This is a genomic window from Nonomuraea sp. C10 (assembly GCF_008017515.1).
In the GTDB taxonomy this organism is placed as follows: Bacteria; Actinomycetota; Actinomycetes; order Streptosporangiales; family Streptosporangiaceae; genus Nonomuraea; species Nonomuraea ferruginea.
Map to the genome: position 1 here is coordinate 5859800 of NZ_VPFF01000001.1, position 13189 is coordinate 5872988.

12 protein-coding genes are annotated in these 13189 nt (G+C 71.6%); 7 read left to right on the top strand and 5 right to left on the bottom strand.

Annotation, left to right across the window (positions count from 1 at the left end; all coding sequences use genetic code 11):
- Positions 1 to 58: 58 nt before the first annotated feature.
- From FR742_RS26850 to FR742_RS26870, 5 genes are all read right to left on the bottom strand, one after another.
- Entirely contained in the window at positions 59 to 760 is a 702-nt protein-coding gene (locus FR742_RS26850) for a ComEA family DNA-binding protein (RefSeq protein ID WP_261808759.1), read from the bottom strand.
- A gap of 385 nt (positions 761 to 1145) precedes the next feature.
- Entirely contained in the window at positions 1146 to 1955 is an 810-nt protein-coding gene (locus FR742_RS26855; protein ID WP_148033511.1) for a DegV family protein, read from the bottom strand.
- A 13-nt stretch (positions 1956 to 1968) separates the two neighbouring features.
- Positions 1969 to 3177: an imidazolonepropionase gene (gene hutI, locus FR742_RS26860; RefSeq protein ID WP_148033512.1), complete on the bottom strand. Its 1209-nt coding sequence runs from the start codon at positions 3175 to 3177 to the stop codon at positions 1969 to 1971.
- A 404-nt stretch (positions 3178 to 3581) separates the two neighbouring features.
- Positions 3582 to 4994, bottom strand: a complete 1413-nt coding sequence (gene hflX / locus FR742_RS26865; RefSeq protein WP_148033513.1) for a GTPase HflX — start codon at positions 4992 to 4994, stop codon at positions 3582 to 3584.
- An 83-nt stretch (positions 4995 to 5077) separates the two neighbouring features.
- Positions 5078 to 5782 (bottom strand): DUF4097 family beta strand repeat-containing protein, encoded by a 705-nt coding sequence (locus tag FR742_RS26870; RefSeq protein ID WP_148033514.1) that lies wholly within the window; start codon positions 5780 to 5782, stop codon positions 5078 to 5080.
- 146 nt (positions 5783 to 5928) lie between these two features.
- On the opposite strand from FR742_RS26870, the gene aceB reads away from it, so the two are divergent.
- From aceB to FR742_RS26905, 7 genes are all read left to right on the top strand, one after another.
- Positions 5929 to 7506 carry a malate synthase A gene (gene aceB, locus FR742_RS26875; protein WP_148033515.1) on the top strand — a complete coding sequence of 526 codons (1578 nt, stop codon included), beginning with the start codon at positions 5929 to 5931 and terminating at the stop codon, positions 7504 to 7506.
- A 50-nt stretch (positions 7507 to 7556) separates the two neighbouring features.
- Positions 7557 to 8996: an FAD-linked oxidase C-terminal domain-containing protein gene (locus FR742_RS26880; protein WP_148033516.1), complete on the top strand. Its 1440-nt coding sequence runs from the start codon at positions 7557 to 7559 to the stop codon at positions 8994 to 8996.
- Positions 8996 to 10216 (top strand): FAD-binding oxidoreductase, encoded by a 1221-nt coding sequence (locus FR742_RS26885; protein WP_148033517.1) that lies wholly within the window; start codon positions 8996 to 8998, stop codon positions 10214 to 10216. The genes FR742_RS26880 and FR742_RS26885 overlap by 1 nt, the downstream gene beginning before the upstream one ends.
- A complete protein-coding gene (locus FR742_RS26890) occupies positions 10216 to 11418 on the top strand; it encodes a (Fe-S)-binding protein (protein WP_148033518.1) in 1203 nt (400 codons plus the stop codon). The genes FR742_RS26885 and FR742_RS26890 overlap by 1 nt, the downstream gene beginning before the upstream one ends.
- A gap of 2 nt (positions 11419 to 11420) precedes the next feature.
- Entirely contained in the window at positions 11421 to 12161 is a 741-nt protein-coding gene (locus FR742_RS26895) for an IclR family transcriptional regulator (protein ID WP_148034838.1), read from the top strand.
- Between the two features lie 71 nt (positions 12162 to 12232).
- On the top strand, positions 12233 to 12970 hold the full coding sequence (locus FR742_RS26900; protein ID WP_187281325.1) for an IclR family transcriptional regulator: 738 nt from the start codon (positions 12233 to 12235) through the stop codon (positions 12968 to 12970).
- A gap of 3 nt (positions 12971 to 12973) precedes the next feature.
- Positions 12974 to 13186, top strand: a complete 213-nt coding sequence (locus FR742_RS26905; protein WP_148033519.1) for a DUF2277 domain-containing protein — start codon at positions 12974 to 12976, stop codon at positions 13184 to 13186.
- The last annotated feature ends 3 nt before the right edge of the window (positions 13187 to 13189 follow it).

Here is a 13189-nt window from a genome sequence, read left to right on the forward strand (position 1 = left end):
GCGTCGACACGATCGTTGGGGGTCTGGGTGGTGGCTGAGGGACGGATCGGGATCGGCATCAGATGCGGACCTTCGGCTTGATCTCCTCGAACCGCCGGGTACCGATGCCGCTGACCTCGCGAAGTTGGTCGACGCTGGTGAAGCCGCCGTGGCTGGTGCGGAAGTCGACGATGCGGGAGGCCAGGACCTCGCCCACGCCGGGGAGTTGTTCGAGCTGGTCCAGGGTGGCGGCGTTGAGGTCGATGACGGCGGCTTCGGGTGCGGCGGCGGAGCCCGGCTCAGCCGCTGGGGCGCCGACCATGATCTGCTCACCGTCGACGAGGCGTCTGGCCAGGTTGAGAGTGCCCAGAGGGGCGCCTCGGCGGATGCCTCCGGCGGCGGTGATCGCGTCCTGCACGCGGGAGCCGGTAGGCAGGGGGTAGACGCCCGGCTCACGGACTTTTCCGGCGACGTGGACGGTCACCTTGGTCGTCGGGGTGGTGGCGGGCGTCGCGCTGGCAAGCGGAGCCGGGTCAGGCAAGGGCTCGGGGACGGGCTGGGCGCGCCAGAGGAGGAAACCCGCCACCAGGACCGCCGCGGCGCCGAGGGCCAGCAGGACACGCACGCCGGGCCGCCCGGGGTCCAGGGCGGGAGCGGCGGCCCGGAAGGCCTGGAAGGACTCGGGCACCCCGGCGGAGAACGGGGCACCCTCGGAACCGGTGAGAGAACGGAGCCGGGACTCGGCGATGGTCCGCTCGGACGTCGAATCTTGGGCGCGCACGGCCGGAAAGGTACGGGGCAGCCCGGTGCCCGACACGTCCCGAACGAGGTTCTGTGGACAACGACGCCTTGTTCACAGGCCCTACGGCGAGCCCAGCGAACGAAGACACCCGGTACGGCAGCCGACCGAGGGGTTCCCGAAAGGCCGCGTCCGGGACATCAAGCTAGGGACGGCACCGGAGCCCCGGGGTCACGAAAAGCCGCACCCAAGACGACAGGCTGGGCGCGGTACCAGCGCCCCAGGCTCCTAAAAAGGCGCGCTCGAGACGTCAAGCTAGGCACAGTGCCAACCCCCCGTGTTCCCGAAAAGCCTTGGACCCCCCGGTCCCGCGCGAACCTCCCCGTCGCGACAGGCCCTCCCCAGCCACCGCCGCGACCACCCCCGGCTACGACGTCGGAGAGATCGTGATGCCCAGCATGCCCGGCCCCACGTGGACCCCGATCACCGCGCCCACCTCCACCACCCGGATCCCCACCGGCCCGCGCACCCGCTTCGCCAGGTTGGCGGCGAGGGACTCGGCGCGGTCCGGGGCGGCCAGGTGCTGGACGGCGATCTCGACCGGCTCGTCGCCCGCCTCCTCCACCGCCAGGTCCTCCAGGCGCGTGAGGGCGCGGGCCGAGGTGCGGACCTTCTCCAGCAGGGCGATGCGCCCGTCCGTCAGGTGCAGCAATGGCTTGATCATGAGGGCCGAGCCCAGCAGCGAGGCCGCCGCGCCGATCCGGCCGCCACGGCGCATGTGGTCCAGCGTGTCGACGTAGAAGAAGGTCCGCGTGCGGGCGGCGCACCGGCTGGCCGCAGCCGCCACCGAGTCCAGGGACTCCCCCGCCTCGGCGGCGCGGGCCGCCGCCAGGACGGGGAAGCCGACACCCATCCCGATCGAGCGGCTGTCCACGACCGTAACCGGCAGCGGCGCCTCGCGTGCCGCCGTCCTGGCCGCCTCCACCGTGCCGGACAGGTCTCCCGACAGGTGGATGGACACGGCGCTCGCCGCGCCTCGCGCGGCGAGCGCGGCGTAGCAGGACGCGAAGCGCTCCGGCGCGGGCCGCGAAGTGGTTGCTGTGGCGAAATTTCCGGCGAACTCGGGCTCATCCCAGGACTGATCACCGGAAATCACCTGTACGGGGACAACAGCGACGCCCGGCACCTCAGGCAAGTAAGCGGTGGAATCCGTGACTACGGCGACAGCGGGCGGCATACCCCGACTTTAACTACTGAACCGGCGTCCCACCCCGCCAGACGCGGCGCGGCTTGAGGCCGAAGGACCAGGCGAAGGCGCCCTCGTGGTCGGCGTCCCACTGGACGATGTCGGCGAGGCGTCCCGGCTGCAGCACCCCTCGGTCGGGAGCGCCGAGGACGGTCGCGCCGCCCAGCGTCGCCGCGCGCAGCGCGTCGTTGACGCTCATCCCGAACGCCGACACCGCCATCGCGATGACCAGCGACATCGAGGTGATGCCGCAGTAGCCGGGGTTGTGGTCGCTGCCGAGCGCGATCTGCACGCCGTGCTTGATCATCTGGCGGACCGGCGGCAGGTGGCCGCGCTGGAGGGCGGTGGCGGGGCAGACGACGGCGGGCACCCCGTAGCGGGACATGATCGCGATGTCCTCTTCGGACATGTGGTGCAGGCCGTCGGCGGAGGCGCAGCCGAGCTCGGCGGCGAGCTGCACGGCGCCGCGGCGGCTGAAGAGGCCGGCGTGGATGCGCGGCAGCAGGCCGACGTTGCGGCCCGAGGCGAGCACCCAGCGGGACTCCTCGGTGGTGAAGTGGCCCTCGTCGCAGTAGACGTCGACGCTGTCGGCGCCGGCCGCGGCCGCGTCGGCGCACCAGGCGCCCACGGCCTCGACGTATTCGCGCTGGCGGCCGAAGTATTCGGGAGGCACGACGTGCGCCGCGAGGAAGGTGACGTGCACCCGCGGCATCATCGGCTCCTTCTCCAGCTCGCGCAGGAGCCGCACGTCGGCCAGCTCGCCGTCGCGGGTGAGGTGGTAGCCGGTCTTGGCCTCGACGGTGGTGGTGCCGTTGAGCAGCCAGCCGCGCAGCCGCTCGCGCACGCCGTTGCAGAGCGTCCACGGGTCGGTGCCGCGCGTCACGGTGACGGTCGAGCCCACGCCGCCGCCCGCGGCGGTGATCGACGCGGAGGTCGAGCCGCCGGTGCGGATGGCCAGCTCGGCGTAGCGGTTGCCGGCGTAGACGGGGTGGGTGTGGGCGTCGATGAGGCCTGGGGTGACGAGCGCGCCGCTCAGGTTTTCGACGTGGTCGACGTCGACGATGTCGTCGACGACGCCGGGGACGCTCTGCGGCAGGTCAGGCGCCCGGCCGACCCACGCGATGCGGTCGTTGTGCACGAGGATGGCGGCGTTGCTGAGGACCTCGTTGCCGGTCCACAGGCGGCCGATGTTGGTCAGCAACCGAACGGTCACCGCATCACCGCCCCACGCGGGAGCAGCACGCAGCGCACGGCCTCCGCCGCGCCCACTGAGTCCGCTCCGGGTCCGGACGACATGGGGGTCTCCTGCTCTCATCCGCAATGCTGTAGCGGTGACCGTATCGCCGGACTCATGATCCGGCGATTTCAGTTCAGTTACGTTATTTCACAAGCGGGCTTGCTGTACAGGGTTATCCGGAAGAAAGCCCACTCATCCCAGACGCCACACCCTCAACCACAGGCCCCCGCGTGCTCCATCGTGCGCAGCAGCCGTCATCCCTTAACCCGTGTCATTAAGCCGAAAGGCTCGGCTAATCCTAGCAATCCCAGCGTTGCGGGACCACTGCCGCGTTTGGGCAGCCCTGGCCACTTTGTGACCAGAGCTGCCCTCGCGTGCCGTTAAGAGACTCGTTCGACCGGCTTGCCTACGCGCATCAGCTCCTGGTAGAGGCTCGGCAGCACGCGGGCGTGCAGGATGGTGCCCTCCTCGACGTGGTCCACCGAGAGCACCTCGCCCTCCTTGTGGGCCCGCGAGATCAGGTCGCCCCGGTCGTACGGGACGAGCAGCGCGACCTCGTGGTCGAGCCGCGGCAGGCTGCGCTCGATGAGGGCCAGCAGTTCGGGGATGCCGGCGCCGGTGCGGGCGGACACCACGACGCTGTCGCGCTCGCGTCGCGTCAGGCGGTCGAGCACCTCCTGGTCGGCCGCGTCGGCCTTGTTGATCACCACGATCTCCGGCAGGTCGGACGCGCCCTCGATGGTCCCGAAGACCTCGCGCACGGCGGCGAGCTGACCCTCGGGGTCGGGGTGCGAGCCGTCGACCACGTGGAGGATCAGGTCGGCGTCGCCGACCTCCTCAAGCGTCGACCGGAACGCCTCGACGAGCTGGGTCGGCAGGTGGCGGACGAACCCGACGGTGTCGGCGATCGTGAACAGCCTGCCCTCGGGCGTGCGCGAGCGGCGCACGGTCGGGTCGAGGGTGGCGAACAGCGCGTCCTCCACCAGCACGCCCGCCCCGGTGATCCGGTTGAGCAGCGAGGACTTGCCCGCGTTGGTGTAGCCGGCGATGGCGACCGCGGGCACCTCGCGCTGCTGGCGGCGCTGGCGCATGGTGTCGCGGGAGGTGGACATGCCCTTGATCTGGCGGCGCAGCTTGGACATCCGCTCGCGGATGCGGCGGCGGTCCAGCTCGATCTTGGTCTCACCGGGGCCGCGTCCGCCGATGCCGATGCCGCCGGCCGCCCGGCCGCCGACCTGACGGGACAGGTTGCCGCCCCAGCCGCGCAGGCGCGGCAGGAGGTACTGGAGCTGGGCGAGCTCGACCTGGGCCTTGCCCTCCCGGCTCTTCGCGTGCTGGGCGAAGATGTCGAGGATCAGCGCCGTACGGTCGATCACCTTCACCTTGACGATGTCTTCGAGCTGGCGGAGCTGGCCAGGGCTCAGCTCGCCGTCGCAGATCACCGTGTCGGCGCCGGTCGACTCGACCACGTCACGCAGCTCCAGCGCCTTGCCGGAGCCGATGTAGGTGGAGGGGTCGGCGAACTTGCGGCGCTGGATCAGGCCTTCGAGGACCTGGGAACCCGCGGTCTCGGCCAGGAGCTTCAGCTCCTGGAGCGAGTTCTCCGCGTCCTCGACCGTGCCCGAGGTCCAGACCCCGACCAGGACGACCCGCTCGAGTCGCAGCTGCCGGTACTCGACCTCGGAAATGTCTTGAAGTTCAGTGGAGAGGCCTGCGACGCGCCGTAGCGCCTGGCGCTCCTCGAGGTCCATCTCGCCGGTCTCGTACTCTTCGATCGCGGGGTTTTCGTGCATTCGTGTCATCTCTAATAGGAAACGTCTGGACACCTTGGTGTCTTCCCCGATCGTGGCACGACATCCTCACCGCCAACACCTGATTATTGCGGCAACACGCTGACGTCGCCCGATCCGGCGCTGACCTTGATCTTGCGAGGCGCGTTCTGCTCGTCGCGGACCGAGACCGTGGCGTCGCCGCTGCCGACGTCGGTGCTCACGTCGTAGCCCTCGTCGGGGACGCGCAGGATGACGCTGCCCGAGCCCGTCTCCACCTCGGCGCTGTCCGGCGCGGCCGCGTACTCGAGCTCGATGTCGCCCGAGCCCAGCTCGGCGACGACCGTCTTGCCCGTCAGGCCGGAGGCGTCGACCGTGCCGGAGCCGGAGCTCACGGTGAGCGGCCCCGACAGCGCCCTGAGCGTGATGTCGCCGGAGCCGGCCTCGGTGGTGACCTGGAGGCCCTTCGGCACCTCGATCTTGTAGTTGACGCCGCAGTTGCCGGCGACCAGCCTCGGGCAGTCGTACTTGATCACAAGCGTGTCGCCGTTGACCGTGTGCTCGGTCGTCGGCTTCTCGCCGCGCCACTGGATGGTCTCGTCGACCTTCACCGTGCGGCGGTCGGTCTCGGTGATCTCGGTGTCGCCGGAGCCGTTGTGCACCTCCAGCTTCGTGACCTTCTCCGCGACCTCGTACGACACGGAGTCCTGCTCGGTGGGCCCGGCGATGCCCGTCAGGCCGCATCCCGTCAGACCGCCGGTCAGCAACGCGGCCGAGGCCAGGAGGCCACCCGCGATCACAAGTCTCTTCATGCCCCCGATCCTTCCGCGCGTGGCACCCCCACGCATCGGGGATGCCCCCGAAGGCACCCCCGGCTTTGACCCTCGGAACCCGGATGGCGTAGCTTCCCTTCCATAATCCAGAAGCAGTTTTCCACGAAGCGGAAAGAGATCGCACCATGGAGATCACCGGCCCGATGCTCGACCGGTTCGACGAGGTCCTCACGCCCGAGGCGCTCTCGTTCCTGACGACACTGCAGCGGGAGTTCGGCGGCAGGCGGCTGGAGCTGCTGGAGGCCCGCCAGGCCAGGCAGCGGGAGCTGGCGGCGGGCGGCACGCTCGACTTCCTGCCGGAGACCAAGGAGATCAGGGAGGGCGACTGGCGGGTCGCGCCGCCCGCGCCCGGCCTGGAGGACCGGCGGGTCGAGATCACCGGGCCGGTCGACCGCAAGATGACCATCAACGCCCTCAACTCGGGTGCCAAGGTGTGGCTGGCCGACTTCGAGGACGCCAACTCCCCGCTCTGGGAGAACTGCGTGCTCGGCCAGCTCAACCTGCGCGAGGCGCTCGACCGTACGATCGACTTCGAGTCCGGCGGCAAGGCCTACGCGCTCCGTCCCGACGAGGAGCTGGCCACGATCGTGGTGCGGCCGCGCGGCTGGCACCTGGACGAGAAGCACGCGCTGGTCGACGGCGACCCGGTGTCGGCGTCGCTGTTCGACTTCGGCCTCTACTTCTTCCACTGCGCGAAGCGGCAGCTCGACAAGGGCAGCGGCCCTTACTTCTACCTGCCGAAGATGGAGTCCCACCTGGAGGCGCGGCTGTGGAACGACGTGTTCACCCGCGCCCAGGAGCTGCTGGGCGTCCCGCACGGCACGATCAGGGCGACCGTGCTCATCGAGACCTACCCGGCCGCGTTCGAGATGGAGGAGATCCTCTACGAGCTGCGCGACCACTCGGCGGGGCTCAACGCGGGCCGCTGGGACTACCTGTTCAGCGTGATCAAGAGCTTCCGCACCCGGGGCCGCGAGTTCCTGCTGCCCGAGCGCAACGCGGTGACGATGACCGCCCCGTTCATGCGCGCGTACACCGAGCTGCTGGTGCGCACCTGCCACAAGCGGGGCGCGCACGCGATCGGCGGCATGGCGGCGTTCATCCCGTCGCGGCGTGACCCGGAGGTCAACGCGGTCGCGCTGGAGAAGGTCCGCGCCGACAAGACGCGCGAGTCGGGCGACGGCTTCGACGGCTCCTGGGTGGCGCACCCCGACCTGGTGCCGATCTGCCGCGAGGTCTTCGACGGCGTGCTCGGCGACCGCCCCAACCAGCTCGACCGGCTGCGTGAGGACGTCACCGTCACGGCCGCCGACCTGCTGGCCGTCTCCGAGACGCCGGGCGACATCACCGAGGCGGGGCTGCGCAACAACGTGGACGTGGCGCTGCGCTACCTGGCCGCGTGGATGGGCGGGCTGGGCGCGGTGGCGATCCACAACCTGATGGAGGACGCGGCCACGGCCGAGATCTCCCGCTCCCAGATCTGGCAGTGGATCCACAACGACATCACCCTCGCCGACACCGGGGCCCAGGTCACCAAGGAGCTGGTCGAGCGGATCATCGGCGAGGAGCTGGAGAAGATCGCGGCCGAGCCGGGCTACGACGAGAAGCTGTTCGGGCAGGCGACGGAGCTGTTCAAGGAGGTCGCCCTGGACGACGACTTCGCCGATTTCCTGACGCTTCCGGCATACGCCCGAATGCCGTAGATGCCGCCATATATTTGCACTATAGGGAGGCCGAGTTCGCTGGAGGCGCCATGCTGGACACGCTGACGGCGGCGCTGCGCGAGGTGCTGCCCGCCGACGCGGTGATAACAGACCCCGTCCGGCTGCGTACCTACGAGTGTGACGGTCTCACCTATCACCGGGCCACGCCGGGCGTGGTCGTGCTCCCCGACACCGCCGAGCAGGTGGCGTCCGTGGTCAGGCTGTGCAACGAGTTCGCGGTGCCCTTCGTGGCCCGCGGCTCGGGCACGGGCCTGTCGGGCGGCGCGCTGCCCCGCGAGGACGGGGTGCTCGTCGTCACCTCCAGGATGCGCCGCATCCTGGAGGTCGACCTGCCGAACCGCCGGGCGGTCGTCGAGCCGGGGGTCACCAACCTGGCGATCACCGAGGCGGTGCGCGACCAGGGCTACTACTACGCGCCCGACCCGTCCAGCCAGCAGATCTGCTCGATCGGCGGCAACGTGGCGGAGAACTCCGGCGGCGCCCACTGCCTCAAGTACGGCTTCACCGTCAACCACGTCGAGGCCTGCGAGATCGTCACCCCCGACGGTGACCTGGTGACGCTGGACCGGATGGACCCCGGCTACGACCTGCTGGGCGCGTTCATCGGCTCGGAGGGCACCCTCGGCATCGCCACGAAGATCACGGTACGGCTGAGCCGCGCGCCCGAGTCGGTCACCACCGTGCTGGCCGCCTTCGAGAACATCGAGCAGGGCGGCAGGGCGGTGTCGGCCATCATCGGGGCCGGCATCGTGCCCGCGGCGATCGAGATGATGGACGCGCTGGCCATCGAGGCCGCCGAGGCGGCGGTGGCCTGCGACTACCCGCGTGGCGCGGGCGCCGTGCTGATCGTCGAGCTGGACGGCCCGTCGGCCGAGGTCGAGCTCCAGTTCGCGCGGCTCAAGGAGATCTGCGCGGGCGCGTTCGAGCTGCGGGTGGCGGCGGGCCAGGAGGAGCGGGCGGCGATCTGGAAGGGCCGCAAGTCGGCGTTCGCCGCCGTCGGCCGGATCAGCCCGGCCTACATCGTGCAGGACGGCGTGGTGCCGCGCACCGCGCTGCCGCGCGTGCTGGCCGAGATCGACCGGCTGTCGGCCGAGCACCGCATCAGGGTGGCGAACGTGTTCCACGCCGGCGACGGCAACCTGCACCCGCTGGTGCTGTTCGACGACACTGAGCCGGGCGCCGGCGAGCGCGCGGAGACGGTGTCGGGCGCGATCCTGGACCTGTGCATCGAACACGGCGGCTCCATCACCGGCGAGCACGGGGTGGGCGTCGACAAGGCGAGATACATGCCGCGCATGTTCACCGACGACGACCTCGACACCATGCAGCTCGTACGGTGCGCGTTCGACCCCCGGGGCCTGTCGAACCCCGGCAAGGTGTTCCCCACGCCGCGGCTGTGCGGCGAGGTGCCCGGGGTGCGCAAGGGCGTGCACCCGCTGGTGGAGTCCGGGAAGGCGGAGCAGTTCTGATGCTCTCAGAGGATCTGACCGGGGTGACGGTCAGGGAGGCCGGGCCGGAAGACGCCGTGTGCGGGGTGACGCCGCGCTGGGTGGCGCTGCCCGAGACGGTCGAGGAGGTGTCGGCCCTGATGCGCGCCTGCGCGGACCGCGACCTCGCGGTCGTGCCCGTCGGCGGCGGCACCAAGCTGCACTGGGGCCCGCCGCCGGAGCGGCTGGACGTGCTGCTCGACCTGTGCTGCATGAACGAGATCGTCGAGCACGCGGCCGGCGATCTGGTGGTGCGCGCCCAGGCCGGAGTGACCATGGACGCGCTCGCGGCGGCGCTCGCCGGCAGCGGCCAGGAGCTCGCTCTCGACGTTCCGTTCACCGAAGGCACCACGATCGGTGGTACGCTCGCCGCCGCGGTCGCGGGGCCGCGCGCCTTCCGCTATGGCACGGCCCGCGACCTGCTTATCGGCATCACCGTCGTGCTGCCCGACGGCACCGTCGCACGGTCGGGCGGCAAGGTCGTCAAGAACGTCGCCGGTTATGACCTGGGCAAACTGTTCACCGGCTCGTTCGGCACGCTCGGCGTGATCGCCGAGGCCACCTTCCGGCTCCACCCACTGCCCGCCGACCGTCGCTGGATCGTGGCGGTGATCGAACCTCCCCAGGTGTCCGAGCGCGGGCCGTGCCAGGTGAGCGAGCTGGCCGCGATGCTGGCCTCCGCCCAGGAGGAGCCGAGCGCCGTCGAGCTCGACTGGCCGCACGGGCAGGGGCCGATCTGGATGACCGTGCTCGTCGAGGGCGCGGCGGCGGAGGAGCGGGCCCGGGCGCTGGCGGAGCGGATGGGCGAGCCGGTGACCGGGGTGCGCGACGAGCCGCCGCCGCAGTGGGGGCTGATCGCCGACGACGACCTGCTGGCCGAGGTGCGCTTCCCGCCGGCCGCGCTGACCGAGGTGCTCGACGCGGTGCACTACAGCGGCTTCTCGCTGCGCGGGTCCGCGGTGACCGGCCGGATCTGGCTGGAGCTGTGGGGCGAGGAGGACGAGGAGAAGGTCTCCGGCGCGGTGGACGCGCTGCGCGACCGGCTGGAGCCCTGCGGGGCCCGGCTCGTCGTGCACGCGACCCCGTACGAGAGCGTCCAGCGGTGGGGGCGCGTCGGCGCGCTGCCGCTGATGCGGCGGGTGAAGGAACGGTTCGACCCGGGGCGAAGGATGTCTCCCGGCCGGTTCGTGGGAGGCATCTGATGGACCCCGACCTGATCGGCGACTGCGTGCACTGCGGGTTCTGCCTGCCGACGTGCCCCACGTACGTGCTGTGGGGCGAGGAGATGGACTCCCCGCGCGGCCGCATCCACCTGATGAAGCAGCACGTGGAGGGCACTCCGGTGACGCCGGAGATGGCCGGCCACTTCGACGCCTGCCTGGGCTGCATGGCGTGCGTGACCGCCTGCCCTTCCGGGGTCCGCTACGACCGGCTGATCGAGCAGACCAGGGCCGAGGTGGAGCGGGCGCACGAGCGCGACCCCCAGGAGCGGGCGGTGCGCGGCCTGGTGTTCGGGCTGTTCCCGTATCCGCGCAGGCTGCGGCTGACGCGGCCCGGCACGGGGCTGGTCCGGCGGCTGGCGCCGTTCCTGGAACGGGCGCATCCGAGCCTGGGCGCGATGGCGGCGCTGGCCCCCGAGGTGCGTCGGCGGCAGCGGCTGCCCCGGCTGGTGCGGGCCAGAGGTCCGCGGCGGGCCGTGGTCGGCATGCTGACCGGGTGCGTGCAGGGCGAGTTCTTCCCGCAGGTCAACGCGGCCACCGCGCGGGTGCTCGCGCTGGAGGGCTGCGACGTGCTGATCCCCGCGGGGCAGGGCTGCTGCGGCGCGCTGAGCGTGCACGCCGGGCGCGAGGACCAGGCCAGGCGGCTGGCCCGCCGCACGGTCCGCGCCTTCCGCAGGGCGGGCGTCGAGGTCGTGGTGGTCAACGCCGCCGGGTGCGGCTCGTCCATGAAGGAGTACGGGGAGCTGCTCGGCGAGGAGCCGGGCTTCCGGGTGATGGACCTGTCGGAGTTCCTGGTCGAGCTGGGCCCGGCGGCCGAGCGCCGCCCGCTGCCGCTGACCGTGGCCTACCACGACGCGTGTCACCTGGCGCACGCCCAGGGCGTCCGGTCGCAGCCGCGCGAGCTGCTGCGCGGCATCCCCGGGCTGGACCTGCGCGAGGTGCCCGACTCGGCGATCTGCTGCGGCTCGGCCGGCACCTACAACATCTTCCAGCCCGAGGCGGCCCGCGACCTCGGCGACCTCAAGGCCAAGGCCGTCGGCTCCACCGGGGCCGGGCTGCTGGTGTCGGCCAACCCCGGCTGCACCATGCAGATCGCCGCCGCGATGCGCCGCCAGGGAGCGGAGATCAAGGTGGCGCACACCGCCGAGGTGCTGGACGCGTCGCTGCGCGGGGTCTCCCTGTGAGCGTGCAGTCGGTCGAGCGGGCGCTCGACGTGCTGGAGGCGCTGGCCGAGCAGGGCGGTGAGGCGAGCCTGTCGGAGATCGCCGCCCGCACCGGGCTGCCGTACGGGACCATCCACCGGCTGCTGCAGACCCTGCTGTCGCGCGGCTACGTGCGCCAGGAGTCCGACCGCCGCTACGCGCTGGGCGGCGGGCTGGTGCGGCTCGGCGGCGTGGCCGAGGGCATGGTCGGCGTGTGGGCGCAGCCGCACCTGACGCGGATGGTGGAGCTGTCGGGCGAGACGGCCAACCTGGCGGTGCTCGAAGGCGACTTCATCGTCTACGTGGCGCAGGTGCCGTCGCCGCGCAGGCTGCGGATGTTCGCCGAGGTCGGCAGGAGGGTGCTGCCGCACAGCACGGCGGTGGGCAAGGTGCTGCTGGCGTGGCGGGCCGCCCACGACGCGGTCACGCTGCTGGAGCGCACCGGCATGCCGCGGCGGACGCCCAACACGATCACCGCCACCGGCCCCATGCTCGCCGAGTTCGACGTGGTGCGCGACCGCGGCTATGCGCTCGACCTGGGTGAGGAGGAGCTGGGCGTGCACTGCCTGGCCGTGCCGGTGCGCGACGGCGACCGGGTGGTGGCGGCCATGTCGGTGTCGGGCCCGGCCGAGCGGATCGACGCCCTGGACCGCGACGAACTGGCCCGCGGCATGCTGAAGATCGCCGACGCGTTCGGCGCGGAGCTGAGCCCGGCCGCCGGATAGCGCCATGGAAGCCCTGTTTTCGTCAGGGTGACGACGACTCTCGGCGCTCGGACGGACTAAGCTGTTGCGCTATGAGCAACAGCTCCGTGCAATCCGTCGACCGCGCCATCGCCATCCTGGAGATCCTGGCCCGCGAGGGCGCCACCCGCGTGACGGACCTCGCCTCGGAGCTGGAGGTGCACAAATCCACCGCGTCCCGGCTGCTCGGCGCCCTGGAGCAGGGCGGGCTGGTGGAGCAGACCGGCGACCGGGGCCGCTACCGGCTCGGCGTCGGCGTGGTCCGGCTCGCCGGGGCCGCCACCGCCCAGCTCGACCTGGCCAGGGAGAGCAGGCCGGTCTGCATGCGGCTGGCCGAGGAGGTCGGCGAGACCGTCAACATCGCGGTGGCCCGCGACGGCGACGTGGTCAACATCAGCCAGGTGCGCGGCCCGTCCGCGATCAGCGGGCAGAGCTGGGCCGGCGCCCGCACTCCCCCGCACGCCACCTCCAGCGGCAAGGTGCTGCTGGCGTTCGGCGCGCTGGCCGTGCCCGACGAGCTGCGCCGGTTCACCCCGCTGACCATCACCGACCGGCGGCAGCTCGGGCTGGAGGAGATCGTCCGGCGCGGCTGGGCGGCCGCGGTGGAGGAGCTGGAGCCGGGGCTCAACGCGGTCGCGGCGCCGGTCAGGAACATCGACGGCGCGGTCGTGGCCGCCGTGAGCGCGTCCGGGCCGTCCTTCCGGCTGACCCCGCAACGGCTTCCTGAGGTGGGCGAGTCCGTGGCCGAGGGCGCGCGCGAGATAAGCCGGCGGCTCGGCTATTACGGTTGAAGCATGTGCCGAAGCATCAAGACCCTGCGCCCCCCGTACACCGAGGACGTCACCGAGGACGACGTGCGGGCGGCGGCGCTGCAGTACGTCAGGAAGATCTCCGGCTTCCGCGCCCCGGCCCCGCACAACGCCGAGGCGTTCGACCGCGCGGTCGAGACGATCACCCGGGCCTCCGAGGAGCTGCTGGGCTCGCTGCGAGTTCGCGGATCCCGTTGACAC